The sequence below is a fragment of the Kitasatospora sp. NPDC022856 genome (genome assembly GCF_055561235.1).
Genome location: NZ_JBVHHE010000014.1, coordinates 39350 through 65015, shown reverse-complemented (window position 1 = coordinate 65015; position 25666 = coordinate 39350). Strand labels below are relative to the sequence as shown.

Below are 25666 nucleotides of genomic sequence, written 5' to 3'. Positions count from 1 at the left end.
TCCCGGTGCCCACCGGACGGCCTCCGGCTGCCGCGAGCCGCCCGGGCGGTGCCCACGAGGATCATCACGGGTGCCGGTGGGGCCACAGCTGGAGCAGCCAGTGCTCGGCCCGGTGGGGGAGGAGGGACTGGGTGGGGTGGAGGACGCCACGGTGGGCGGCGAGCGTGTAGCGGCCGGGTGGGAGCGGCAGCGCGGCGGCTGCCGGGAGGTGGGAGACACCGGAGGTGAGGGCGAGGCGGCCGCCTTCGAGGTCGACGGTGAGCCGGATGTGCTGGGGCCAGTGGCCGGGCGGTGCCGAGGGCCGGGCCGACCAGTACTGGAGGGTGACGTGGGGGTAGTGGTCGGACAGGGCGCTGTTGAAGGTGACGGTGCCGCCCGCGGTGGTCGCGAGCCGGCCGGGGCCAGGGGTGGGCGGCCGGTCGTCGGCGTCGCCGCTGGGCGGGGCGGCGGTGTCGACGAGGTGGAAGAGGTGGTTCTCCGCGCGCACCTCGATGGCGAGCTCGATGGCGAGCTCGGCGGCGAGTTCGGCGGCGGGTTCGCCGACGGGTGCGGCCGGGGGCCGGTCGGCGCGCGGGTCCACGAGCGGGTCAGGGGTCGATCTGGACGTGGAACGGGTCATTGGTGAAGTCGCTGCCGAGGATGCGCCGGTTCTGGTAGAAGCCGCTGAGCCGGCCGCCGGAGCCGCGGTTGTCCCAGTCGTGGATGGGCTCGACGCTGTAGTTCTTGAGGTTGTCGTCGGCGCCTTCGAGGGTCGACGCGAAGGGGTACTCGTCACAGTCCAGGCCTTCGTGGGCGTAGTCGGGGAAGTACTTCAGGCAGGCGGCGACGGCGACGACGCGGTGCGCGTCAATGGCGTTCTGGTCGGCGACGCGGTGCAGCGGGGCCGCGCCGGGGGCGCCGGGGATCTGCTTGTTCGGCGCGTCGGGGACGGTCTGGTCGGGGTGGTACTGGGCGGTGACGATGTGGTCGGCGGACTCGGGGTGGTCGGCGCGGTGGAGGTGCAGGGTCTCGGTGACCCAGGGGAAGACGCAGCCCTCACCGGAGGCGGTGCTGACGAGGTAGGAGGCGGAGTCGCAGCGGATGCCGCTGTCGGGGCCGTCGTAGGGGTTGGCCGCGCCCTCGCCGATAACCGAGACGTGCGCGGCGAGGTCGGCGTAGCTGATGAGGGCGCTGCCGATGCCGCCGGCGGAGTCCTGGCGGAAGGAGTAGTAGCGGCTGGTGATCGAGCCCTCGGCCGCCCACAGCCCGATCGGCTGGACGTAGGGGCCGCCGAAGCCGCTGTCGACGACGCAGGGGCCGAACCCGGGCCGGGCGGTGCAGGTGACGTTCACGCTGAGCGGCACCTCGGCGATGTCGCCTTCGAGTCGCCAGTTGTCGAAGACCTGGACGACGTCGACCTCGCGGCGGACGTTGTGGCCGTACTGGACGTCGGTCATCTCGGCGTCCGCGCTGCCGGTGACGGAGCAGAAGATCCACCAGCAGGTGACGTGGGTGGGGTGGAGGTGGAAGGCCTGGCAGGTGACGAACCGCGATTTGCCGTACCCCTGGTCGTGGAAGGCGGAGTCCTGCTCGCGGCACTCGTAGGCGGGCAGGTCGTCCTGGCCGGAGCGCTGGGCGGTGCGGGGGGCGTGGTTCTCGTGGGGACCGGGCTCCATGGCGCGGATGCGCCCGAGGAGCTGGTCGAGGGGCTGTTCGTGGCCGCGTTCGGTCAGGGGGACGTGGGCGGGGGCCAGCAGGACGTAGTCCCGGCGTGCGGCGGCGTCGCCGGCGCCCGCCGCGCGGGCGGGGGTGACGGCGACGGCGGTGGCCAGCGTCAGCAGCGCCGTGACGAGGGCGGTCACGGCGCCGCGTCGGCGGGGCCGGCGGTGGGTGGGGCGGTCCGGGCGCATCGTTGCCTCGATTCCTGTTCTGGGAGTCCGGGGCTCAGGAGCGGGGGTCGATGCGCCACCCGCGGGGGTCGCCGATCACCTCGGTGGAGGTGTCGGTGATGACCTGCCGGGTGTAGGAGTCGCGGAAGAGCCGGTGCTTCACGTCGAACGCGGCGAGGTCGTTCGCGCACGTGCCGCTGGGGTAGCAGTGGTCGACGCGGATCTTCAGGACGACGGTGCGGTAGTCGGGCGTCTGGTCCTGGTTCTGGAACCAGGCGCGGATCCTCCAGCCGGCCAGACCGTAGCCGCGGTTCGGTGCGGCCTGGGCGACGTCGAACGTCCACTCGTTGGCGGGCGTGAAGGCGCACGCGTTGATCGAGGCGTCCACCTCCGCGGCGCGCTCCCAGTCGCCGTAGCGGTTGAGCGCTTGCAGGTGGTAGGTGGGGGAGGGGGCGCACGCGGTGGCGGCCTGGTCGGCCCGCGCGGTGGTGCTGGGCGTGAAGGCGGTCGCGGCGGCGATCGTCAGGGCGGCGGCCGCGAGGCGGAGCGCCGTGCGGGGGGTCGTGCTGTTCATCCGGGTCGTGCCCTTCATCCGGCTTCTCCTCGCTTGACTGTTCGTGGACTACCCATTGAACGTGACATCCAGTCATCGCGCGGACACATGCTGTCATCCGAGTGGATCGCCTTCGCCCTCGTGCGCCCTGGTTCGCGCCGTCCCCCGGCCGGGCCGGGTCCGGGTCCCGCCGAGGGGGCGGGGCGGGGACCGTCCGTTCCGCTCGGCGCCGGGGTGCGGGGGCGAGGCGGCCGGACGTGCCCGCGCCGGCCGGCCGCAGTAGCGTGGGCGGTCGGCTTCCGAACAAGGCAACGAGGAGGTAGCAGTGTCAGCCGTGAATCGTGACCTCTCCACACTCGGCGGCTCGCTCGAACGGGTGGCCCGGCCCCCGGACGGGACGGTCGCGGACCGGGCCCGCGAGGTCGTCTCCGCCTACGCCCGCGACCTGGAGGACGAGCAGCTGCTCCTGGCCGTGCTCGGTCTGGAGGAACCGGCCGAGCGGACGGCCCCCTGAGGCAGGGCCCTCGGCAGGGGGCAGCTCACCCACCGGCCCCTCGCACCGCGCCGGAGGGTTCGGCTGTCCGGCTGTCCGGCTGTCGGTGCCCCCGGTGGTCGGTGGCGCCACGTAGCCGGCGGCGATGCGGCGGTCGGCGCGCACAGTGGTGTCCGAACTGTTACGTCCGGGGTGTGACGCGCCGGACGGCGACGGCGCTGAGGGACATGAGACGACCGTGACCGGTCCGGTCGGACCGGTCGGCGTCCCCTCTGCGACTACCTCTGACAGCGAATGGTGACCATGCGCGCTTCCCTCACTACCCGCGCCGTTCTCACGGCGGCGGCCGCCGGCCTCCTGATCCTCCCCACCGCGCCTTCGGCCTTCGCCACCGCCGGCACCTACACCGTGCCCGTCCACCAGGACCTTCCCGTCACGGCCGCCGGCTTCGGCGAGCACGAGGCGAAGTGCGGGTCGATCGGTGCCGACCAGGACGGCTGGCACTTCGTCCTCCCGGGGAACTCGACGGACTTCGTCAAGCTCACGGTCTCCTTCGACAACGGCGCGCCGCAGGTGGTGTCCGTGTTCGGGCCGCCGACGAGCAAGCACGCCTATGTCGGATCCGCCCCGGGCGCCAAGCTGACCTCGGCCAGCGCGGAGGTGATGGGCGGCGAGGTGAAGTGGTTCAACCTCTCGCACACCTGCCCGGCGGTGCGCACCACCGCGAGCCCGACGCCGTCCACGCCCGCGCCGTCCGCCTCCACCACTCCGTCGGCCTCGACCACCCCGTCGGCCTCCACCTCGCCGAGCGTCTCCACCTCGCCGGGCGCCACGACGACCGCTTCCGTCTCCGCGTCGCCCACCGGCAAGGCCTCTTCCAGCCCCACCGCGACGGTCGCCCCCTCGACGGGTTCGACCTCCGGCGTGACCGCGGGCGAGTCGCCCTCGCCCTCGCTCTCGGCTTCGCCCTCGGGGTCGGTGGCGGCGAGCGGTTCGGACCGCCTGGCCTCGACCGGCGCGAACGTCGGCCTGACCCTCCTCGCCGCCGTCGTGCTGGTCGGGGCGGGCTCCGTCCTGGTCATGCGCCGCCGCAAGGCGGGCCGACACTGACCTGACCGTCGTCCGACACGGTGCGGGCGGGGCGGGCCACCGGGCGGGGCGGGCCGCGCCGTCCCGAGCCGGTCGGGCGGCGGACGCGCCCCGCCCGGGCGCCGACGGCGCCGCCCGGGCCCTGGCGGCCGTGCTACGGCAGGTGGGTGAGGGACGGATGACGGGCGCCCCCGGCGGCCGGAGCCCACGACGGTAGGCCGGAGGGCGGTGGCGGGAGGGCGGCGGCGGGAGGTGTCGCTCCTCCCGCCACCGCCCTCCGCCGTGGCGGCCCGCTGCTCCGGGCCGACGTGTCCCGGGCGGGTGGTGCGTCAGGAGGTGACGGAGACCTGGTCGACCGTCCAGAACGCGCTGTTGGTGCCGGTGTAGCGGAACTGGAGCTGTGCCGTGGTCGCGCCGGCCGGGACGGTGACCTGGAGCTTCTCGAAGGTGTTGAGGTCACTGCGGTAGGACTTCACCAGCTGCGGGGTGCCGGTGCCGAAGACGACGTACAGGTCGCCGGTCTGCGGGCCGTCGACCTTGTAGTCGGTGGCGAAGGAGACGGTGGCCCGGGTGCCGCTGACCGGGAACGCCGGGCTGATCAGCGTGGAGTCGAACTGCCCGGTGCCGTGCGACTTGTCGTCCCACTCGTCGGAGTCGGCGACCGCGAAGACGTTGCGGGCCCGGACGTTGGTCTCCCGGGACTGGCCGAGCTGGGCCGCCGTCCAGAACTCGTCCGTGGCGAAGGCCCAGCCCCGCCACTCGGTGACGCCGCCGCTGGGCATCCGGGAGTTGTCGACGGTCCAGCCGGACGGCGGGGTGTGGGTCCAGCCCTTGGTGGTGGCGGGGATGCCGGTCTCGTCCACCCGGGTCTGCAGGCCGGGGCGCAGGGCGTCGAAGGCGTCGGGGACGATCTCGTCGATCGGCTTGCCGTCCAGCTGCCAGGCCGGCTGGAGGGCGACACCCTCGTGCTTGAGGACGGTGGGCGCGATGTCGACCGGCTTGACGTCGAAGCGGGTCGAACCGGCTTCGTAGCCGGCTCCGTTGACGATCTGGAAGGTCTGGCGCTCGACGGCGCTGTTCCCGCCGTGGCCGCCGGCGTCGGTGTGGCCGTGGTCGGTGGTGACGATGATCAGCCAGTCCTCGGAGGCGTAGGTCGCGCGGTTGCGCACCGCCTGGACGACCTGCCCGACCAGCGCGTCGACCGAGTGGATCGCGGCGGCGTACTGGGAGCTGGTGCCGCCGTAGCTGTGGCCCGCCTCGTCGACCTCGTCGAAGTGGAGGAAGGTGGTGTCGGGGTTCCCGTTGGTGAGGTAGTCGGCGGCGTCCGAGGCGGTCTTGACGTCGTTCTCGCTCTCGTCGATCCGCAGGTCCGCCGTGCCGTGGAAGACGTTGTCGGCGATCGGGTTCCAGGAGGCGGCGACCAGGGTGGAGGCGCTGGGCGAGGCCGTCTCCAGCCGGGTGGCGAAGTCCGGGTAGAGGTCGAAGCGGGAGCCGGCGAAGGTGTTGTCCTTGACGCCGTGCCTGTCCGGCCAGACGCCGGTGGCGATGGTGGACCAGCCCGGCCCGGAGAGCGTCGGCGCCAGCGGGCTGGCGTAGAGGTTGCTGGTCGCGGTGAGGCCCGAGGCCATCAGCGCCTTGAGGGTGGGCGCGTCGGCGGTCAGCAGCTTGTCGTACCGGGTGCCGTCGACGCCGATCACCAGGGTCTTGGTCGTCCTGGTGCCGTTCGGCAGGCCCTTGTGCGGGCCGGTGGCGGCCGAGGCCTGGACGCCGGTGAGCGGTAGCAGCGCCGCGGTGAGCGTGACCGTGGCGAGGGCGGCCCGGACGGAACGGGACATGTGCACAGGAACTCCCGTGGGGAGATGGGGAGATGGGGAGATGGGGGGAGGTGCGGGACGGGACGGCCGGGGGGAACACGTGCTCGGGGTGGCCGCCCGCCGAAGAGTGTGGAGCCGCACGGCGATCCCCCGGCCTCACACAACGCACGGCTGCGTGAACAACTCCCGAACTTGGGTTCAGACCGGTTACCTTTTCGTGATCATCCGTGCGCGGCCGACGAGGCGCGCGCCGGAGCGCCGGCGCGGCGCCAGACGTGCCGCCCGCGCCCCGTACCGCTCCGGCACGACGCGGTAACAAGATGTTAACCGGACCGGCGCACTTTCCTCCCAGATGCGGGCTTTACCGTCTTCATGGCCGTGCTTTACTAGCACTTGACGATGCATCAGGTCATCGGGGGATCACCGAAGGTCACCGGCCGTGCGGCTACGCCGTGCCCGACGGCCGGTCCGGGCCCGGGGCCTGGGCCGAACGTCCCCTGCCCGATCCCGATCGCCCGCCCGCCGTCCGTGGCGGGAGGCAGAAGGAGGCATGCCCTCATGGAACCGTTGATCGACCGTGCCCGCGCCTTCCCCGAGCGCGCCGGCCGGGCCGGCCGCGAACTCGACGGCCTCGCCACCGGTCAGTCGCCGCAGGCGCTCTTCATCACCTGCTCGGACTCCCGGGTGGTGCCGGCCCTGATCACCGGGGCCGCGCCCGGCGACCTCTTCGAACTCCGCACCGCGGGCAACATCGTCCCGCCCTACCGTGCGGACTCCGCCTCCGGTGAGACCGCCACCATCGAATACGCCGTGGACGTCCTCGGCGTGCGCGACATCGTGGTGTGCGGCCACTCGCACTGCGGGGCCGTCGGCGCGGTGGTGCGCGGCGACGACCTCAGCCTGGCGCCCGCCGTCCGCTCCTGGCTGGGCAACGCCGACCGCGGCGTCCTGCGGGCCGACGGGACGGACGTCTTCGACCCGACCGTGGCCGGGCCCGTGCAACGGCACGTCCTCGCCCAGCTGGAACAGCTGCGCGGTTACCCGGGCATCGCACGGCGACTGGTCGACGGCCGGGTCCGGATCCACGGCTGGTTCTACGAGGTCCACACCGGGCTGGTGCTCGCGCACCGGGCCGACTCCGGACTCTTCCTCCCGCTGTGACCGGCCGCCTGCCCTCCGTCCACTCCATCGAACCGAGGACCTGATGATCCGTCGTCCCGCCCTCCGGCCCGCCGACCTGCGGGCAGACCTGGCCGCCTCCCTCGTCGTCTTCCTGGTCGCGCTGCCGCTCTGCGTCGGTGTGGCCGTCGCCTCCGGCGTCCCGGCCGAACTCGGCCTGCTCACCGGCATCGTCGGCGGGCTTCTCACCGGGCTGCTGCCGGGCAGCAGCCTCCAGGTGTCCGGCCCCGCCGCGGGCCTCACCGTCCTGGTGTTCGCGGCCGTGCAGGAACACGGGCTCGCCACCCTCGGCGTGATCACCGCGGCCGCCGGACTGCTCCAGATCGGCATGGGCGCGCTGCGGCTCGGGCGCCTGTTCCGCGCCATCTCGGTCTCGGTCGTCCAGGGCATGCTGGCGGGCATCGGCTTGGTGCTGATCTCCGGCCAGCTCTACGCGCTGGCCGACGCGAAAGCGCCCAGGAGCGGACTCGACAAGCTGGCGGGCCTTCCCGGCCTGGTCCTCGACACCGTGGCCTCGACGCGGGCGCTCACCGCCGCCGCGATCGGCATCGGCACCATAGCCGTTCTGGTGCTCTGGCCCCGGCTGCCCGCCCGGGTCCGGACGGTGCCCGCGCCGCTGGCCGCCGTCGCCGCGGCCACCGCCGCCACCGCGCTGTTCGACCTCTCCGTCGGCAAGGTCGAGGTCGCCGGTCTGGCCGGGGTGATCGACCTCCCCGGCGGCGCGGACCTGGCGGCACTCGGCGACGTCGGCGTCCTCGGCACCGTGCTCGCGTTCGCCCTGATCGCCTCGGCGGAGAGCCTGTTCAGCGCCGCGGCGGTGGACCGCCTGCACGGCGGCCCGCGCACCCACTACGACCGGGAGTTGATCGCCCAGGGGGTCGGCAACACGGTCTGCGGCGCTCTCGGCGCGCTCCCGATGACCGCCGTCATCGTGCGCAGCGCCGCCAACGTCCAGGCCGGGGCGCGGACCAAGGCCTCCCGCGTGCTGCACGGCCTCTGGCTGCTGCTGTTCGCCGCGCTGTTCCCCGCCGCGCTGTCGGTCATCCCGCTCGCCGCGCTGGCCGGGGTCCTGGTGCACGCCGGGGCCAAGCTCGTGCCGGCGAAGGCGCTCGTTCCGCTGTGGCGGACGCACCGCGGGGAGGCCTTGATCCTGATGGCCACGGCGGTCGCCGTCGTGGTGACCAACCTCTTCGAGGGGGTGCTGCTCGGCCTGCTGCTCTCCGTGCTGAAGAGCGCCTGGGACACCTCGCACCTGCACGTGGAGGTCGACGAGCGCGGAGACGGAACGGTCGGGGTGACACTGGCCGGCAACGCGACCTTCCTCCGCCTGCCCCGGCTCCTGGACACGCTGGAGCGACTGCCCGCCGGCCGGACCGTCCACCTGGACCTGACCGGCCTGCGCCACCTCGACCACGCCTGCCGGACGGCGCTGGAGACCTGGGAGGAGCGCCACAACCGGGTGGGTGAGGCGCTCGTGGTGCGCGTCCCGGTCGGTGTCTGACCGCCGCTGCCGGGGTCTGCTGCTTCCGAGGAGGCGACGGCGCGGTAGCGGCGGATCGGCCGTCGCTGCCGTGCTGCCCGCGCCGTGCCGCCCCGCCGAACCCGCGGTACCCGGGAACGGCCGCGTCGCGTCACCCGGGGGCGGTGGCTCCGGCCGTGCTGCGGGACGCGGCCCCGGTGGCCCGCTGTTCGGTGGCCGCCGCCAGCGCGCGCCCGGTGAGGGAGTCCGTCCGGCGCAGCAGTTCGGCGGGCGGGCCGGCGAAGAGCAGGCGGCCGCCGTCCGTCCCGGCTCCGGGGCCGATGTCGATCACATGGTCGGCCTGGGCGACGACGCGCAGGTTGTGCTCCACGACCACCAGCGTCGCACCGGCGTCCACGAGGTCGGCGAACAGCAGGTCGAGCCGTTCGACGTCGCTGGGGTGCAGACCGGTCGTCGGTTCGTCCAGGACGATCCGCTCCTCGGCGAAGCCGGGCGAGCTGCTGAGGTGCCGGGCCAGCAGGAGGCGTTGCTTCTCGCCGCCGGAGAGGGTGTCGAGCGACTGTCCGACGGCGACGTAGCCGAGCCCGACGCGTTCGAGCCAGCCCATCGTCCGCACGATGTCGGAGCGGTCCGCGAAGAGGTCCGCCACGGGGCCCGCCGGCATTCTCAGGACGTCGGCGATCGTCCGGCCGTCGAGCTGGACCTTCATGGCGGCGGGGTTGAAGCGTTCGCCCCCGCAGACGTCGCAGGGTGTCGCGACGTCGTCGAGGAAGGCGAGTTCGGTGGTGATGTAGCCCCTGCCCCGGCAAGTGGGGCAGGCGCCCTTGGAGTTGAAGCTGAACCAGGCCGGTTCGAGCCCGGAGGCGGCACTGAAAGCCTCGCGCACGCTGTCCGCGACGCCGAGGATGCTGAGCGGCATCGACCGTACCCCGCCGCGCAGCGGGTCCTGCCCGACGACGGTGAACTCGGGCTGCTGCCGGGGGAGTTCGTTGGTGGCGAACGAGCTCTTGCCGGAACCCGCCACGCCCGTGACCGCGGTGAGGACGCCGAGCGGAATGTCGACGTCGAAGCCGGCGAGGTTGTGCGCGGAGGCGTTCTCCACGCGGACGAAGGCTCGCGGCCCGCGGTTCGCGCGTGCGAGCGGCAGGGGCGTCGAGAGCAGCCGTCCGGTCACGGTGTCGCTGCCGGCCAGAGCCTTCGGCGTACCTTCGAACTGCACCAGCCCGCCCCGTGAACCCGCCCCCGGTCCCATGTCGATCACATGGTCGGCGATTCGGATCACCTGGGGGTGGTGCTCCACGACCACCACGGTGTTGCCGGCGTCGCGCAGCCGCAGCAGGAGGTGGTTGAGACGTTGCACATCGGCGGGGTGCAGGCCCGTCGAGGGCTCGTCGAAGACGTAGGTGATGTCGGTGAGGGCGCTGCCCAGGTGTCGGACGATCTTGACCCGTTGTGCCTCGCCGCCGGACAACGTCGATGACTCGCGGTCGAGCGAGAGGTATCCGAGCCCGACGGAGAGCAGTGCGTCCAAGGTCCGCCGGATCCCGTCGAGGGCCGGTTCCACCCGCGGATCCTCCAGCGCCGCCAGGAGTTCGCGGAGCTCGGCCACCGGCATCGCCGACCAGTCGACGATCGAGCGCCCCTCGATCAGGCTGGCACGGGCCGCGGCGTTCAGGCGGGCTCCGCCGCACTCGTGGCAGACGCGGTGCGTCGTCAGACGGTCCAGCTCCTCCCGCACCTGCGGCGAGATCTTGGTCGGACGGTTCTTGACGTACACGTCCCGCATCCGGGTGACGACGCCGTCGAAGCGGGCGGTCTTGGGGAAGCGCGGATCCGGATTCGGCAGCTTCAGCTGATCCGCGTAGAGGAACAGCCGCATCTCGTCCCGCGTGTAGTCCTTCAGCGGCTTCTCCCGGTCGAACAGCCCGCAGTAGGCGAAGCGCTTCCAGCGGTAGACGCCGGGGCGGAACTGGCTGAATCGAACAGGCCCCTCGTCGATGTTCTTCTCCGGGTCGATCAACTCCTCCACATCGATGTCGACGACAGTGCCGAGGCCTTCGCACGCGGGGCACATGCCCGTCGGATCGTTGAAGGAGTAGGCCGGCGAGTATCCGGCGGAGGGCACGCCGATCCGCGAGAACACGAGTCTGAGCAGGGGAGCGAGGTCGGAAGCCGTCGACACCGTCGACCGGGCGTTTCCGGTGAAGCGGCGCTGATCGATGATGACCGTGAACGTCAGACCGCTCATCGACTGCACCTCGGGCGCCGGCATGTGGGGAAGGCGGTTCCTCACGAACGACGGGTACGAGTCGTTCACCAGACGTTGTGCCTCGGCGGCGATCGTGTCCAGCACGAGTGAGGACTTGCCGGACCCGGAAACCCCGGTGACCACGGTCAACGCCTTCTTCGGCAGGTCGACGCTCACCTGGGCGAGATTGTTGGCGGCCGCTCCGACGATACGGATGAGGGACTCGCCTGCTGCAGCGTGATCGGCCATGGCCGCCATCGTAGGCGCGGCCCACGGGGACGGGGTGCTGCGCGCGACGCGCCGCACCCGGCGAGCCCCCGGCGGGGGCCCTCGCGGCGCAGCCGTCCGCGCGCGCTCTGACAGCACGGCTCTCTTCACCGGCCACCACCATCGGGACCGCGGGGATGGCCTACGGCTCGGTGCGGGTCGTTCGTCCCCGCGCTCGACGAATGCGGATCGGGCCACGGGCCTCGGCGGGCGTGACCGGGCGCCCGGCCTGAGTGACCTCGACCTCACCCGCCGAAGCCAGCCGCCACGCGGCCCGGCGAGTCGGCTCCATCAACGCGCGCCATCCCTCGTCCTCTCCCGCGTACGCCGCTCGGGCGGCATCGGAGGGGCAGATCGACGAGGTCGGCCCACGACGCTCCAGCAGAGCCAGAATGGTCCGCTCGACGAGCCGGTCGACCTTCTGCGGATCCTTCGCCACCACCCGAGTATCGCACTGTGCCGGTCGGGTCGGCCCGACCAGGCGCGGGTCGGAGCGGTGCTCGGAGAGCCGGTGCGGGTGGCCGTGGCCGTCACCGCTCGCTCCTGGCGTCCAGGTCCGCGAGGCCCCGCTCCCATCGCTCGCGGCGCTCGTGGGGGGACTGCTCCCACCACGGCGTCCCCCGTTCCCCGAGGGCCGTCTTCGCCGCATGCACGCGGGACCGGGCGTCGCGCTCCGCCTCCGAGTCCCCCGCCGCCAGGGCGGCGCGCACGGCGCGGCGGGCCGCCATCAGGTGGTGTCGGAGACGAGCGGCCGCGGATTCGGGCAGGGACGGGTCCGTCGCCCGCCACCGGCGGCCGTCGATCACGACGAAGTGCCCGTCGGCCGTCTTCTCAGGTCCCTGCCGCTGGGTGCCCACAGGCATGATCCTCGGGGACGGGGGCCATCGGCGCGAGCCGAGGAGCTGATCGCCGAGCCGTCTGCCTCCGCCGGCCCGGTGGGGGAGGAGAAGGGACATCACCGCAGTCCTGACCCGGTTCGGGGCCGAGGATGTGCGAGCGGGAGAAGGGCACCTCGGCCGGGGCGTGCATCGGACGCCGGCCCCCGGGCCGGGTCACCCTGCTTTCGCCTCCGCACCGGCCAGGAACGGACGCAGCAGCCCGAGCAGGGCGCGGGGGCGGTGCAGCGGAATGATGTGGCCGCAGTCCTCGATGACGTGTCCGGTGAGGTCGTCGGTGATCGGGCGGAGCTGGCGTTCCAGCGCCGCGCCGACGGGCCGGGCGCCCACCGCCATCGTCGGCACCGTCAGGCGCGCGGCGGCGACCGCCTGTTCGACCTGTACCGCGCTCTCGGGCAGCGCCCGGTAGTACGAGAACGCGCGGCTCAGCGCCTGGCGGCCGGTGTACGCGCGGACGAAGGCGTCCCGGAGGGCGGGGCGCACCCCGTCGCCGAGCGTGCCGGAGCGCAGGAACCAGTCGACGTAGGCCGCTTCGTGGCCCTCCAGTACGGACTCGGCGAGGCCGGGCGCGGCGGCATGGAAGCCGAACCACCACGGCGGGCCGTCGGCGAGGAACTCCTCGGCGCCGGGCAGCCTGCCCAGAAGGGCCTCCATGACGACCAGGCGCCGGACGAGACCGGGGTGGCGCAGGGCGAGGAGGAAGGCCGGTGCGGTACCCGCGTCGATGCCCACCACCGCGGCCGAGGCCACGCCGAGCGTGGTGAGAAGCGCCGCGGCGTCCTCGGCCAGGGTTCCCGCGTCGTATCCGGCGGCGGTCCCGCTGCTCGCGCCGAACCCGCGCAGGTCCGGGGCGATGACGCGGTAGCGGCCGGACAGGCCGGCCATGACGTCCGTCCACACCTCCCAGGTGTGCGGGAAACCGTGCAGCAGCAGGACGGCCGGGCCCGATCCGGCGAGGGCGACGTTCAGTTCGACACCGTTGACGGGGACGCGCCGCAACTCGGGCATGGAGGGCTCCAGAGGTGGTGAGGAATGGTGACCAGGTCACGCTAGGGAACTACGCTGGCTCCTCCAAGACGGCACTTTTCCTTCAGGTGGTGAGCCCGGAGTGACCACATCGAGGCCCGGCGAACCCGGTCGGCGGCCCGGTGAGCGGGGAGATCTGCTGGATCCGCTCTGCCCGACCCGCCAGTTGCTCGACCGGATCGGCACCAAGTGGACGTCGATGGCGGTCAAGGTGCTGGCCGAGGAGGCGCCGGGCGAGCTCCGTTTCGCGGAACTGCGGCGCCGTTTCCCCGGCATCTCCCAGAAGATGCTGTCCGTCACCCTGCAGAGCCTCGTCCGCGACGGCCTGGTCGCGCGCCGGGTGGAGCCCACCGTGCCCCCCGCCGTCCACTACCGGCTCACCGAACTCGGCCTCTCCCTCGAAGAGCCGCTCTCCGCCCTGCGGGTCTGGGCCGAGACGCACATGGCGGAGATCGACCGCAGCAACCGCCTCGCCGACGAGTCACTCTGACGAGGGCGTCGAGCCAACGCGGCGTCACGGACCGAGGATGCCGGCGGCACACCTGCCGTCGGCCCTCCGGTTCACTTCTCGTTCACTTCTCGACGAAGACGATGTCCTCGATGCCGGGGCGCAGCTTCACCGTGCCGTCGTTGATGTCGATGACGCGGTGCAGGCCTCTGGTGGAGGTCGTCTGCTCGGAGAGGAAGAACTCGTCGTCCGCGCCGGCCAGGTAGGCGGGGAGCGAGTCGAGGGAGGGGCCGAACAGGCGCAGGTAGTCGGCCAGGCGCCGGAACAGCTTGGGCAGGATGACCAGGCGGTCGGTGATCGAGCTCAGGTCCTCGATCTGGGCGCCGCTGTGGGTGACGTCCGTGGCCCAGACGCTGCCGGGTGCCTTCGCGGCCTGCGCCTGCCGGGCGGTCGCCGCCATGTCGAGGCGCAGTTCCCGGGGCAGGTTCGAGTAGAACGTCGGGTAGACCAGGCCGCGGGAGAGCAGTTCGTGGTTGGCGCTCTGGCGGAGGAGCGGTACGTCGACCCTGACCATCGTCCCGCTCCTGGCGTCCGGCGTCGGAGTTCCCCTGCCGACCAGGGCGATGCAGCGGCCGTAGGTGTCGGCGCCGCTGGCGAGGACGAAGCCGGGGACGGTGTCCGGGGTGGCGGAGGTGACCTTCTCGTCCGCCCCGCGCGTGACGTCGGTGAAGCCCAGCCAGGTCAGCAGGGCGTCCCGGGCCGCGTGGGCTCCCAGATCGAGCGGCTGGTGCACGAAGTCGGGGCCGACTCCCTGGTAGTGGGTCTCCAGTGCGTCGATCCCGTCCAGCCGGAGGCCGGCGCCGCCGTGGGCGTTCCGCTTGACCTTGTGCTCACCGGGCAGCTCGGGCCAGAAGCCGGGGTCGTCGGGGAGGAAGTGGACGGTGTCGCCGTCCGGTTCGAAGTTCTTGATCTCGTAGCGGCCCTTGACGAGCATCATGGTCATGAGTGCCTCCGGTGACTGGACTGCGACTCATTGTGATGCCCTTCGTGGACGGACGGTGGGACCGTGCCGTCGGCGCGTTTGGCGGGGCGCGCCGGGCTCGGCGCCCGGTGCGGAGCCGCGCGGGCCACATCCCCCGCCACGGCACGCTCTCCCCGCGCGTGGGGAGCTCTCAGTTCGGCGGCGGGTCGATGACCTCGCGGACCGAGACGAGTTGGCTCAGGCCCGAGACGGTGAGCAGCGGGGTCAGGAGCGGGCTCGTGATCAGCCGGATCCGGTGGGCACGCGCGAAGAGGACGGTGAGGCCGGCGCTGTCGAGGTACTCGACGGCACTGACGTCGACGGTCAGGGGCGTGTCGGACTCGGGGATCCGGTCGATGGCCGCGGCGAGTTCGTGGGCGTTGGCCAGGTCGATCTCGCCGGCCGCCCGCAGCACGGGCGAGCCGCCCGGGCCGTGGCCGGGGGTGAGGACGAGCGCGGTGGTCATCAGGCGATCCTTAGCTGCATGTCGACGGTGGTGCCGCCGCTGCCGGGGGTGATGGTGACCTGCTGCATGAGGGCGTTCATCAGGGCGACGCCGCGACCGCGGTCGGTGTCGGCCCGGTGTCCGGGGATCTTCCAGTGGCCGGTGTCCGCGACGGTCAGGCGCAGCTCGGCGGCCGTGGCGACGGCGGACAGGCGGATCCGGGCGCCCGGCGCGTCACGGTGACCGTGTTCGATGGCGTTGGCACACGCTTCGCCGGCCGCGACCAGGACGCTCTGCACGGTGGGCGCGGGCAGCCCGCACCGGTTCAACCAGCCGCGGAGGCTGTTCCGGACGGGGGCGAGCTGCCCGGACTCCGCGGGGAAGGTCAGCTCCAGCGGGGCGGGGTGGCGGTGGAGCAGGATGGCCACGTCGTCGTCGTACCCGTCGTCGGGGGCGAGCGCGGCCATGAGGCGGGCGGCGAGGTCGTCGACCGGCAGCGCGCGCCCTTCCCGCAGGATGGTTCCGGCCCGGTCGACGCCTTCGCTCAGGGGGCGGCGGCGGCGTTCGACCAGACCGTCGGTGTAGAGCAGCAGGGTGGAGCGCGGCGGCATGGTGCACCGGACCTCGGGCCGGTCCGCACCGGTCCGGACGGCGAGGGGCAGCGCGTTGCCGTCCTGGAGGAGGACGGTGGTCCCGTCGGGGTGGGTGAGGACGCCGGGAGGGTGGCCGGCACTGGAGTAGACGAGGCGGCCGTCGGCGGGGTCGAGCACTCCGCAGAAGACGGTGGTGCACATCGCCCCGGGGATGTCGGCCGCGAAGCGGTCCAGGGCCGCGAGGGTGCGGGCGGGTGAGGGGTCCTGGAGGAGCAGGGCGCGGCAGGCGCTCCGGAGTTGGCCCATGACGGTGGCCGCGGTGAGCCCGCGCCCGACGCAGTCCCCGACCACGATGCCGGTGCGGCCGTCGGGGAGGGCCACGATGTCGTACCAGTCGCCTCCGACCTCCAGGGGGCGGGTGGCGGGCTCGTAGCGTACGGCGAAGCCGCCGGGCAGGTGGGAGGGGCCGAGGATGGCGCGTTGCAGGGTTATCGCGGTCTCGCGCTGCTGGTCGATCCGGTGCACTCGGGCCAGTCCCTGGGCCAGGCGGCCGGCCAGTTGGGAGAGCAGGAGCCGGTCCTGCTCGGTGAAGGGTCGCGGCCCTTCGCGGTCGATCCACAGGAGGAGCGTGCCGCGCGGGTGTTCGAGGACGATGCCGGAGCCGTCGGCCCGGTCGGTGACCGGGGTGAGGGCGGGGCGCGTGCCCAGGGCGGTGAGGGTCTCGCGCCGCTCGGCCGGCAGGTCGTCCCAGCGCTGTTCCGGGTCGGTGGCGGTCAGCACCGGGGCCCCGTCGGGCGGGAACAGCACGGCGAGGACGGTGTCGGCCCGCCAGACCCGTCGCAGCTCGGCCATGGCCGCGGCCATGGCGTCGGGCAGGGTGGCGGCTTCCGCGAGGCGCGTGCCGAGCGAGGCCAGGGCCGTCGCCCGTTGGGCCGCGTGGTGCTCCGAGGTGACGTCACGGATGGTGCCGACGATGACGCGGCGCCCGCTCTCCGGCTCCTGGACGCGGTTGAAGGCGGCTGCCACCCACACCTGACGGCCGTCGCGGTGGGTGGCCGGGATGGTGCAGGTGCCGTGCTCCCGGCCGGTCAGTTCGGCGAGGGCGCCGGCCACCAGCCGGTGGGCGTCGGGGTCGGCGTCGCGCTCGGGCCACCACGGCTGGGGGTACCGGTAGGGCAGGCCTTCGGGCCCGTGGCCGAGGATGGCGGTGAACGCGGCGTTGACCTCGATGACGTCGCCGTGCTCGTCGCAGACGAAGAACCCCTCCTGGAGGGAGTCGACCAGGGCTGTGCGCCAGCGCGCGTGGCGGTTGCGCAGCCGTGTCATGTCGATGGTGGCGCGGACCCGGGCGAGCAGTTCCGCGGCGGCGAAGGGTTTGACCAGGTAGTCGTCGGCGCCGGCGTCGAGGCCCTCGATGGAGGCCTCCTGTCCGGCGCGGGCCGAGAGCAGGATGACGGGGACGGCGGCGGTCCGCGGGTCGGCGCGCAGCGCGGCCACGAGCCGCACACCGTCGAGGCCGGGCATCATGACGTCGCTGACGACGAGGTCGGGGGCCTCGGCACGGACCGCCTCCAGCGCTGCCAGGCCGTCGGCGACGGCCCGGACCAGGTAGCCGGGGCCGGTGAGGAGCCGGCTGAGGTACTCGCGCATGTCGGCGTTGTCGTCGGCGATCAGGACCCGGGCGCGGGGCCGGGCCGACCGCCCGCCGAGGGGTGCGGCGCGGTCCGGCACCTCGGTGGACCGGGAGGGGTCGGCCCGTTCGCTCCCGGGGAGCCAGCGCAGCGCCTCCTCCAGGTAGGGGTCGGCCGCGGCCGACGCGCGGGCGGGCGCCGCGGGCGCGGGGGCGAGGGCGTCCTGGGGGAGGTGGGCGTGGCCGAACGGCAGGCGGACGGTGAAGGCCGTGCCCTCGCCCTCGCGACTGCGGGCGGTGATGGTGCCACCGTGGGCCTGGACGAGTTCCTGGACGAGGGCGAGTCCGATGCCGCTGCCCTCGTGGGAGCGCGCGCGGGTGTTCTCGATCCGGTGGAACCGTTGGAAGAGGCGTGGCATCTCGGCGGCGGGCACCCCGACGCCGGTGTCGGTGATCGTGACGACCGCGTGGTCGTCCTCACGGTGCACGGCGACGCCGATCGAGCCCTCGAAGGTGAACTTGAGGGCGTTGCTGAGCAGGTTGAGGACGACCTTCTCCCACATGTCCCGGTCGATGTGGACGGGCTCCGCCAGCGGTGGGCAGTCCATCGTGAAGGCCAGGCCGGCCTTGTCGACGGCGGAGCGGAAGACGCTGGCCAGCTCCGCGGTGGTCGCGGCCAGCTCGACCGGTTCGTAGCTGGCCCGCAGGTGGCCGGCCTCGATGCGGGAGAAGTCGAGCAGGGTGTTGACGAGTCTGCCCAGCCGCAGCCCGTTGCGGTGGATGACGTCCAGTTCCTCCCTCGTGCGCGGATCGGCGTCGGCCAGCCTGGTCCGAAGCTCTTCGAGCGGGCCCATGATCAAGGTCAGGGGGGTGCGGAACTCGTGGCTGACGTTGGAGAAGAAGGCGGTCTTGGCCCGGTCGAGTGCCGCGAGTTCGTCGGCGCGCTGCTGCTGGGCCTGGTACTCGCGGGCGCCGGCGATCCCTGCCGCGACGTGGCCGGCGGCCAGCTCGACGAATCCCCGGTAGCCCTCGTCCGCTGCCCGGTAGCGGTTGAGCGCCGCCACCAGGAAGCCGTAGGCCGCGTCGCCCCGCCGCAGCAGCGGGACGACCAGGGCATGGGTGGGCGGAGCCGGCCGGCCGAAGGTGGGAAGGTCCGCGAACGCGGGACCGTCGAGGGCGACGACCACCGGTTCGGCCTGCGCCGCCCGCGCCGACGGCCACACCCCTGGTGTGCCGCCCGGGGGCAGGAGCGCCGGGGCTGCGGGGTGCCCGGCGGGCAGGCCGGTCGCGGCGGCCAGACGGGCGGACCCGTCGGGCAGCGCCAGGTAGGTCAGGACGAACGGCAGGTCATGAGGGTTGGCGGCGAGCTGGCGGGTACTGAAGGCCAGCGTCTCCTCTTCGGTGCGCACCACGCTGAGGTCCGAGCCGAGGTCCCGCAGGGTCGCCATCCGCCGCTCGCCGATGACCCGGTCGGTCTCCTCGCTGACCACGCACAACAGGCCGCTCACGAGGCCGTCGTCGTCACGCAGGGGACTGTAGGAGAAGGTGTGGTAGCTCTCCTCGGGATATCCGGAACGCTCCACGAACAGCAGCAGCGCCTCGTCCCAGGTCGCCCGGCCCGTGGTCAGCACGGTCCCGATCCGCGGGCCGATGTCGCCCCAGATCTCCGCCCACACCTCGCTCGCCGGCCGGCCCAGCGCCCAGGGGTACTTCCGGCCGAGGGTGTCGCGCCGGTAGGCGGCGTTGCAGAAGAACGTCAGGTCGTCGCCCCAGGCCATCCACATCGGGAACCGGGAGGAGAGCAGGATGCTCACGGCCGTGCGCAGGCTCTGCGGCCAGCCGGTGGGCGCGCCCAGCGGAGTCGCCGTCCAGTCCACCGCCGCGAGATCGCGCCCGACCTCGCGGTCGCCTTCGAAGATGTCGACACCGGCACCCGCCGTCGCCCCGTACTCGACTCCTTCGGGCTGGCCCATCCGACGCGTCCTCTCCTTCCGTACGGTCCACACCGGCGACCATCCGCACCTCGCGCCGCCGGCCCCGACCGTCGCCCCGTTCGTGTCGGGGCACCTGGCCCCATCGTAGAAGCCACGACGTCCCCGTCTGCCCCGGACGGGCGTTTCGAGTCGTCCGATGACAGCGTCGCCGGCGCCGCCCCCGCCGTGCGGGAGGGTGTCGGACCCGTGCGCGAAGACGCAGGTTTGGACCGCCGCGTCCGTGGCATACGGGTGCGGGACAGCCCGTGACGTCGGGCATGATCGATGGAGAGTGCCCAAGTGGCGGATAAGGCAATGTCGGTACGACTGGTGGAGCTCCTGACGGAGCAGCGGAAGGAGCTGGGTTCGGCCTGGGTGGACGCGGTGTCGCGGACGCTCCGGGGGCGGATCAGCGAGGCCGAACTCGACCGCGAGCTGCAGGAACTGTTCACGGCCCTGGTGGAGGGCCTGCGCCAGGGAGGCTTCGACTGGCAGGGCGAGGACTTCGCGGAGGTGCGCGCGCTGCTCACCGAGCTCTCGCGCAACCGGGCCCGCCAGGGTTTCACCACCACCGAGACCGCGACCAGCGTCCTCGCCTTCAAGGCCATCCTGGCGCCCACCACCGACAGCTCGGCGCAGGACATCACCGCCTACCTGCGCCTGTCACAGCTGATGGACGCGCTGGCGCTGTTCACCATGGAGGTGTACGCGCGAACCCGCGAGGAGCTCATCAGCGCGCAGTCGGAGCAGCTCCTGGAGCTCTCCACCCCCGTGGTGAAGCTCTGGGACGGCGTCGTGGCGGTGCCCCTGGTCGGCACGCTCGACTCGGTCCGCACCCAGGTGGTCATGGAGAAGCTGCTCCAGACGCTCGTGGACACGGGCTCGGAGCAGGCGATCATCGACATCACCGGGGTGCCGGCGGTGGACACCGAGGTCGCCCAGCACCTGCTCAAGACCGTGGTGGCCGCGCGGCTGATGGGCGCCGAGTGCACCATCTCGGGCATCCGCCCGCAGATCGCGCAGACCATCGTCGCGCTGGGCATCCAGTTCGGGGACATCGTCACCAAGGCGACGCTCGCCGACGCGCTCAAGCACGCGCTGCGCCGCGGCGGAGTCGACCCGACGACGGCCGGTGGCCGGCCGTGACCGAACGCGTACCTGTCCTGAAGATCGGCGAGGTCCTGCTGGTGTCCATCCAGGTCGACCTGGAGGACCAGACCGTCCTGGACCTCCAGGACGACCTGGCCGCACGTATCGTGGCGACCGGTGCGAGCGGGGTGGTGATCGACATCACCGCGGTGGAGATCGTCGACTCCTTCGTCGGCCGGATGCTCGCCACGACCGCCGCGATCTCCCGCATGCTGGACGCCGAGACCGTGGTGGTGGGCATGCGGCCCGCCGTGGCGATCACCCTGGTCGAACTCGGGCTCTCGCTCGGGGGCGTGCGCACCGCGCTCAGCCTGGAGAAGGGCCTGGCGATGCTGGGCCGGTCGGCCGACGGCCGCCGTTCGGTCCGGCCGTGACCGGCCTCGCGCCCACGCCCGAGGGTGAGCAGGAGAGCATCCCGGTCCGGTCCAACGACGACGTGGTGCGGGCCCGGCAGTTGGTCCGCTCGCTCGCCCAGCGCTGCAAGCTCTCCCTGGTCGACCAGACGAAGCTGGTGACGGCCGCGAGCGAGCTGGCCCGCAACACGCTGGTCTACGGCGGGGGCGGGGTGATGCGGACCGGGCTGGTCCGCCGGGACAGCCGTCTCGGCGTGACGGCGGTCTTCGAGGACAACGGGCCGGGCATCGCCGACGTGGACCTCGCCCTGACCGACGGCTGGACCTCGGGCAGCGGGCTGGGTCTGGGTCTGAGCGGCGCACGGCGTCTGGTCGACGACTTCGTCCTCGACACCGAGGTCGGCCGGGGCACGCTGGTGTCGGTGATCAAGTGGGCTCGGTGAGCGCGATGTTGCCGGGGACCGAGGATGTCGCCTGGTTCCGGGACGAGCACTCCATGCCGGTGGCGGCGCGTGGTGCCGCCGCCGCGCTGGCGCGCCGGATCGGCCTCGGTGACCAGCGGGCGGCCGAGGTCGCGCTCGCGGTGAGCGAGGCGGCGACCAACCTGTGCCGCCACGCCGTCGACGGTGCCCTGCTGCTGAGGGTGATCCGCACCGCGACGGACGCCGGCCTGGAGTTCGTGACCATCGACGCCGGCCCCGGGATGGCGGACGTCCCGCGCGCGCTGACCGACGGGGTGTCCTCCGCGAGCACCCTGGGCATCGGGCTCGGCGCGATCTCCCGGCTGGCCGACACCTTCGACGTGCACTCGCTGCCCGGGCGCGGCACCGTGCTGGCGGCCCGGTTCTGGACGAGGGAGGCCGCGGCGTCGGCCCGGATGGCCGGTGAACCGGTGGTGGCCGGGCTCACCAGGCCGATCAGTGGCGAGGAGACCTGCGGGGACGCGTGGGCGGCCCGGTCCCTGGCGGCGCCGGGGGACGGCCCAGGGACCGGCCCGGCCCCGCGTGGCGGCACGGCCCCCCGCGCCCCCCTGAGCTGGGCGGCCCTGGCCGGTGTCGACGCCCCCGCGGCGCCGCGAACGGCGCCGGTGCGCGAGGAGAGGAGCGCCGCCCCGGATTCCGACGCCCTGCTCCTGATGTTCTGCGACGGCCTCGGACACGGTCCGCTGGCGGCCCGGGCCGCCCGGTCGGCGGTCGACGCCTTCCACGCCTCGCGGGCCACCCGGCCGGACGCCGTCCTCGCGGACATCCACCGTGCGTTGAACGCCGGCCGCGGCGGCGCGGTCGCGGTGGTGCTGATCGGGCCGTCGGCCGGACGGGTGCTGTTCTGCGGCGTCGGGAACGTCAGCACCTTCGTCCTCGATCCGGCGACCGGCGGCCGGCGTTCGCTGCCCTCGGCGCCCGGTATCGTCGGCCACCACCTGCCGTCCCTGCGCACGATCGAGCAGGACCTGCCGGCCGGCAGCGCGGTGATCATGCATTCGGACGGACTGACCGAACGGTGGCGGCCGGCGGATCTGCCGGGGTTGCTCGGACACATCCCGCTCGTGGCCGCGGGCCAGCTGCTGCGCGAGGCGGCCGTGCGTCGGGACGACGCGGGGGTGCTCGTGGCGAAGGGAGCGTGGTGAGCTTGCCGGGCGGTACGGGTACCGTCCATCTGATGACCATCTCGGTCGCCACCGAGCAGGACACCTTCGCCCTGCGGCGCTGCGGCCGGTCGGTCGCCGGGGTGCTCGGCGTCGAGAACCAGGACCAGGTCAGGCTGGCCACCGCGCTCAGCGAACTGGGGCGCGACCTGCTCACCGCGACCGCGCTGACGGTGGAGTTCGCCGTCACCGGCGGGGTCCCCGCGGTGCTCCAGGTCACCATGCGCTGGCAGGGCGGCCCCGGACCGAGCCCGGACGCGCTCGGCGCCGTCGCCCGCCTGGTACAGGTCCGCCGGGGGGAGGGGCCCGCGGCCGAGTACCTGGTCGTCGGACAGACACTCCTCACGTCCGGCGAAGCACTGGCCGGCCTGATGGAAGGGGCACGCGAGGTGCTCAGCGCACACGGCGGGTCCTCGGCGTCGGAGGACGCCCGGGCCCAGACCAGGGACCTCATCGCGGCCCTGGGGGAGTCCCGCGCTCAACGCGAGGAACTGCAGCGGCTCAACGAGGAGTTGGGGGAGACCAACCGTGGGGTGATGGCGCTCTACTCCGAGCTGTCGCAGGAGCTGGAGGAGACCAACCGCGGAGTGGTGGCCCTCTACGCGGAACTCGACGAGAAGTCACGCCAGCTCCGGGAGGCCAGCGAGGCGAAGACCAGGTTCTGGGCCAACGTCAGCCACGAACTGCGCACCCCCGTCAACTCCGTGGTCGGGCTGGCCGGACTACTGCTGGCGAGCGGCGCCGACCGCCTCGACGAGGATCAGCGCCAACAGATCGGGCTCATCGCGGCATCCGGGAGCACCCTGCTGACGCTGGTGGACGAACTACTGGACGTCGCGAAGGCGGAGTCGGGGCGGCTGGAGCCCGTCTGGGCCCGGGTGGATCTGCGGGCCCTGCTCGCCGAACTGCGGGGCACCCTGGGCGTGCGCGCCGGCGAGGGTGTGACGCTCAGCATCGCCGACCCGACGACGGTACCGGGGTTCGTCAGCGACGAGGTGATGCTCACCCGGATCCTTCGCAACCTGCTGTCCAACGCGCTGAAGTTCACCGAACGAGGCACCGTCACACTGGACGTGGCGCTGCGGGAGGGCCCGGACGGCGAGGAACTGGTCCTCACCGTCGCGGACACCGGCGTCGGGATCCCGCCGGAACAACAGGAACGCGTCTTCGAGGAGTTCTACCAGGTGCGCGGCGCGCACCAGCGGGGCCGTTCCGGCACCGGCCTCGGCCTGCCCTACGCCCGCCGCCTGACCGGACTCCTCGGCGGCACCCTCACGCTCACCAGCAGCCCGGGCGAGGGAACACGTGTCGTGGTCCGGCTGCCGGTCCCGGGACCGCCCGTCGAGGATCCGCCGCAACGCGTGGCCGTGCTGGTCACCGTCGACGACGACGAGGCCTACCGGGCCACCGTCCGCCCTCTGCTCGGTGAACTGGCCGAGCGGATCATCGAGGTCTCCGAGGGCGGCCGGGCGGCGGAGACCATCCGGCGCGAGCGCCCGGACGCCGTCCTGCTCGACCTGCACATGCCGGACCTGGACGGGTACCACGTCCTGGCCCAGCTGGCGGCGGACGCCGAACTGTGCGCCGTCCCCGTCGTCGTGATCACCTCCGCGAGCACGGCCGGCCTGGAGCACGACCGGCTGGTCCACGCCCGCGCCGTCCTGGAGAAGGCCACCTTGAGGTCCCACCAGCTGGCCGCCGCCTTCGCGGCGCCCGCCCGAGGCAACCACCCCGGTGACCACCCCGGTGGGCCGGCCGCCGATGGACGGAGTGTCCGGTGAGCGCCGGGCCCGCCGCCGACGGCGCGGCCGCCACCATCCTGGTCCTGGACGACAACGACATCAACCGCTACCTCGTCCGGAGCTGGCTGGTGCGCGGCGGCCACACGGTGGTGGAGGCCGCGGACGGCACCGAGGGCCTCGCCCTGCTCGCCGCGGCCGGTGACCAGGACCTGCCCGAACTCGCCGTGGTCGACGTCCGGTTGCCGGACATGAGCGGGTTCGAGGTCTGCGAACGGATCAAGGCGGACCCCCGGACCGCGTCCGTCCCGGTCATCCACATCTCGGCCACCGCCATCGAGGTCGACGACCGCGCCCAGGGCCTGCACCGCGGCGCGGACGCCTACCTCACCGAGCCGATAGCGCCGTCCGAGCTGCTGGCGACCGTCACGGCGGCGCTGCGCTACGCCCGCGCCCGCCGTCGCGCCGAGCGGCTGGCCGCCCGGGTGGCGATCCTGAACCGGACCACGCTGGCCGTGTACGGGGTGAGCGGTGCCGAGGCCTTCACGTCGAGAGCGGCCGCCGGCACGGCCACCCTGATGTCCTCCCCGGCCGTCGCTCTCGCCCTCAGCCCGGACGAGCGGGCCCTGCACGTGGCGGTCGTCGACCGGCCCGCCCCGGACGGCGCCACCACCGCCCCCCGACTGAGCACGGCGGACGCGGGCCTCCTGGACCGGCTCACGGACCACGCACTCGGCGACGCGACCGGCGCCGAGACCGCCGTCCTGTCCCGCGCCGACTGGCACGCCCTGGCCGCCCGCCTGGACGCCGGACTCACCGAACTCCTCCCCGGGGAGGTCGCGGTACTCCTGACCCGGACCAAACACGGCCGGCCCCCGGTCGCACTCGTGGTGGACGCGCCCGCACTGACCGGCCCCGACGACCGCGGGCTCTTCTCCCAGCTCGGCCAGGCCTGCGCACTGGCGCTGGAGGCCATGCGGGCCCGGAGCGAGGAGCACGCGCTCGTCCTCACCCTGCAGCGCACCTTCCTGCCCGACCGGCTGCCCGAGGTCGCCGGGGTGGACCTCGCCGTCCGCTACAAGCCGGCCGCCGACCACACGGAGATCGGCGGCGACTTCTACGAGGCGATCGAGACCCCGGCCGGCCTGCTGCTGGCGATCGGCGACGTCGCCGGGCACTCGCTCAAGGCCGCCATGGTCATGGGCGAACTGCGCCACGCGCTGCGGGCCTACGCGATCGAGGGGCACGACCCGCGGACCCTGCTGGAGCGGCTGGACGCGCTGCTCGTCCGCCTGCGGCCGACGATGACCGCCACCGTCTGCCTGGTGCTGGTGGAACCCGGCGGACGGCGCGTCCACATCGCCAACGCCGGCCACCTGCCGCCGCTCCTGCGCCTTCCCGACGGCTCCACCCGCTACCTCACCGAGCACGGGATCCTGCTGGGCCTGAACCTGCCGCACCCGCCGGCCGTCACCCACGCCGTCCCGGCCGGTTCCACGTTGCTGCTGCTCACCGACGGTCTCGTGGAGGTTCCCGGCGAGGACCTCGACGAGAGTCTCGCCGCTCTCGGGAGCGCGGTGTCCGCCGCCCGGCAGGGACTCGATGAGCTGTGCGACCGGCTGTTGGACGACTTCGGCAAGGCGAAGACGGACGACATCGCCCTCCTCGCAGCGAGAATTAACTGACCGTCCCGCACGAGACGACCCGAGCCGGTGCGCACCGCACGGGCCTCCCCGCCTCCCGTCCCAGTCCCTCCA

At 73.2% G+C, this 25666-nt stretch carries 22 protein-coding genes; 11 read left to right on the top strand and 11 right to left on the bottom strand.

What is annotated here, in order from left to right:
• Positions 1–64: 64 nt before the first annotated feature.
• The 3 genes from ACZ34W_RS19220 to ACZ34W_RS19210 are packed head-to-tail and all read right to left on the bottom strand — an operon-like array spanning position 65 to position 2460.
• Positions 65–619, bottom strand: a complete 555-nt coding sequence (locus ACZ34W_RS19220) for a hypothetical protein (protein WP_465605605.1) — start codon at positions 617–619, stop codon at positions 65–67.
• A complete protein-coding gene (locus tag ACZ34W_RS19215) occupies positions 588–1889 on the bottom strand; it encodes a NucA/NucB deoxyribonuclease domain-containing protein (protein WP_465605603.1) in 1302 nt (433 codons plus the stop codon). The genes ACZ34W_RS19220 and ACZ34W_RS19215 overlap by 32 nt, the downstream gene beginning before the upstream one ends.
• 34 nt (positions 1890–1923) lie before the next feature.
• On the bottom strand, positions 1924–2460 hold the full coding sequence (locus ACZ34W_RS19210; protein WP_329485186.1) for a hypothetical protein: 537 nt from the start codon (positions 2458–2460) through the stop codon (positions 1924–1926).
• A 286-nt stretch (positions 2461–2746) separates the two neighbouring features.
• Here ACZ34W_RS19210 and ACZ34W_RS19205 point away from each other — a divergent pair, with 286 nt between their 5' ends.
• Positions 2747–2935: a hypothetical protein gene (locus ACZ34W_RS19205; RefSeq protein WP_329485184.1), complete on the top strand. Its 189-nt coding sequence runs from the start codon at positions 2747–2749 to the stop codon at positions 2933–2935.
• A gap of 282 nt (positions 2936–3217) precedes the next feature.
• Positions 3218–4024, top strand: coding sequence for an LPXTG cell wall anchor domain-containing protein (locus tag ACZ34W_RS19200; RefSeq protein ID WP_465605600.1), 807 nt, complete (start codon positions 3218–3220; stop codon positions 4022–4024).
• 308 nt (positions 4025–4332) lie between these two features.
• On the opposite strand, the gene ACZ34W_RS19195 is transcribed toward ACZ34W_RS19200, so the two are convergent.
• Positions 4333–5838, bottom strand: a complete 1506-nt coding sequence (locus ACZ34W_RS19195) for an alkaline phosphatase family protein (protein WP_465605598.1) — start codon at positions 5836–5838, stop codon at positions 4333–4335.
• 537 nt (positions 5839–6375) lie between these two features.
• On the opposite strand from ACZ34W_RS19195, the gene ACZ34W_RS19190 reads away from it, so the two are divergent.
• Together ACZ34W_RS19190 and ACZ34W_RS19185 are read left to right on the top strand one after the other, a co-directional pair.
• A complete protein-coding gene (locus ACZ34W_RS19190) occupies positions 6376–6978 on the top strand; it encodes a carbonic anhydrase (protein ID WP_329485180.1) in 603 nt (200 codons plus the stop codon).
• 43 nt (positions 6979–7021) lie between these two features.
• Entirely contained in the window at positions 7022–8497 is a 1476-nt protein-coding gene (locus ACZ34W_RS19185; RefSeq protein ID WP_465605595.1) for a SulP family inorganic anion transporter, read from the top strand.
• Positions 8498–8627: 130 nt separating this feature from the next.
• Here ACZ34W_RS19185 and ACZ34W_RS19180 read toward each other — a convergent pair whose 3' ends face one another.
• From ACZ34W_RS19180 to ACZ34W_RS19165, 4 genes are all read right to left on the bottom strand, one after another.
• Positions 8628–10973 (bottom strand): excinuclease ABC subunit UvrA, encoded by a 2346-nt coding sequence (locus tag ACZ34W_RS19180; protein WP_465605593.1) that lies wholly within the window; start codon positions 10971–10973, stop codon positions 8628–8630.
• A 160-nt stretch (positions 10974–11133) separates the two neighbouring features.
• The gene (locus tag ACZ34W_RS19175) at positions 11134–11430 is read right to left on the bottom strand and encodes a DUF3253 domain-containing protein (RefSeq protein WP_465605592.1); all 297 of its coding nucleotides are present in this window, start codon (positions 11428–11430) and stop codon (positions 11134–11136) included.
• A gap of 91 nt (positions 11431–11521) precedes the next feature.
• A complete protein-coding gene (locus ACZ34W_RS19170) occupies positions 11522–11854 on the bottom strand; it encodes a hypothetical protein (protein ID WP_465605590.1) in 333 nt (110 codons plus the stop codon).
• A gap of 189 nt (positions 11855–12043) precedes the next feature.
• Positions 12044–12895, bottom strand: a complete 852-nt coding sequence (locus tag ACZ34W_RS19165) for an alpha/beta fold hydrolase (RefSeq protein WP_465605588.1) — start codon at positions 12893–12895, stop codon at positions 12044–12046.
• Positions 12896–12995: 100 nt separating this feature from the next.
• Here ACZ34W_RS19165 and ACZ34W_RS19160 point away from each other — a divergent pair, with 100 nt between their 5' ends.
• Complete coding sequence (locus ACZ34W_RS19160; protein WP_329485174.1) at positions 12996–13403, top strand: winged helix-turn-helix transcriptional regulator; 408 nt, start codon at positions 12996–12998, stop codon at positions 13401–13403.
• 82 nt (positions 13404–13485) lie between these two features.
• Here the strand turns inward: ACZ34W_RS19160 and ACZ34W_RS19155 are convergent, their stop codons facing one another.
• The 3 genes from ACZ34W_RS19155 to ACZ34W_RS19145 all read right to left on the bottom strand — a co-directional run bounded on the left by ACZ34W_RS19155 (position 13486) and on the right by ACZ34W_RS19145 (position 19023).
• Positions 13486–14364, bottom strand: a complete 879-nt coding sequence (locus tag ACZ34W_RS19155) for a nuclease (protein WP_465605585.1) — start codon at positions 14362–14364, stop codon at positions 13486–13488.
• A gap of 169 nt (positions 14365–14533) precedes the next feature.
• The gene (locus ACZ34W_RS19150) at positions 14534–14848 is read right to left on the bottom strand and encodes an STAS domain-containing protein (RefSeq protein ID WP_352292881.1); all 315 of its coding nucleotides are present in this window, start codon (positions 14846–14848) and stop codon (positions 14534–14536) included.
• Positions 14848–19023 (bottom strand): SpoIIE family protein phosphatase, encoded by a 4176-nt coding sequence (locus ACZ34W_RS19145; RefSeq protein WP_465605583.1) that lies wholly within the window; start codon positions 19021–19023, stop codon positions 14848–14850. Before ACZ34W_RS19145 ends, ACZ34W_RS19150 begins: the two co-directional genes overlap by 1 nt.
• 300 nt (positions 19024–19323) lie before the next feature.
• Here ACZ34W_RS19145 and ACZ34W_RS19140 point away from each other — a divergent pair, with 300 nt between their 5' ends.
• The 6 genes from ACZ34W_RS19140 to ACZ34W_RS19115 are packed head-to-tail and all read left to right on the top strand — an operon-like array spanning position 19324 to position 25594.
• Positions 19324–20169, top strand: coding sequence for an STAS domain-containing protein (locus ACZ34W_RS19140; RefSeq protein WP_465605581.1), 846 nt, complete (start codon positions 19324–19326; stop codon positions 20167–20169).
• Positions 20166–20546 carry an STAS domain-containing protein gene (locus ACZ34W_RS19135; RefSeq protein WP_329485169.1) on the top strand — a complete coding sequence of 127 codons (381 nt, stop codon included), beginning with the start codon at positions 20166–20168 and terminating at the stop codon, positions 20544–20546. The genes ACZ34W_RS19140 and ACZ34W_RS19135 overlap by 4 nt, the downstream gene beginning before the upstream one ends.
• Positions 20543–20968 (top strand): anti-sigma regulatory factor, encoded by a 426-nt coding sequence (locus tag ACZ34W_RS19130; RefSeq protein WP_329485168.1) that lies wholly within the window; start codon positions 20543–20545, stop codon positions 20966–20968. Before ACZ34W_RS19135 ends, ACZ34W_RS19130 begins: the two co-directional genes overlap by 4 nt.
• Complete coding sequence (locus ACZ34W_RS19125) at positions 20956–22152, top strand: ATP-binding SpoIIE family protein phosphatase (RefSeq protein WP_465605578.1); 1197 nt, start codon at positions 20956–20958, stop codon at positions 22150–22152. Before ACZ34W_RS19130 ends, ACZ34W_RS19125 begins: the two co-directional genes overlap by 13 nt.
• A 32-nt stretch (positions 22153–22184) precedes the next feature.
• The gene (locus tag ACZ34W_RS19120) at positions 22185–23951 is read left to right on the top strand and encodes an ATP-binding response regulator (RefSeq protein WP_465605576.1); all 1767 of its coding nucleotides are present in this window, start codon (positions 22185–22187) and stop codon (positions 23949–23951) included.
• Positions 23948–25594 (top strand): SpoIIE family protein phosphatase, encoded by a 1647-nt coding sequence (locus ACZ34W_RS19115; RefSeq protein ID WP_465605574.1) that lies wholly within the window; start codon positions 23948–23950, stop codon positions 25592–25594. Before ACZ34W_RS19120 ends, ACZ34W_RS19115 begins: the two co-directional genes overlap by 4 nt.
• Positions 25595–25666: the final 72 nt, after the last annotated feature.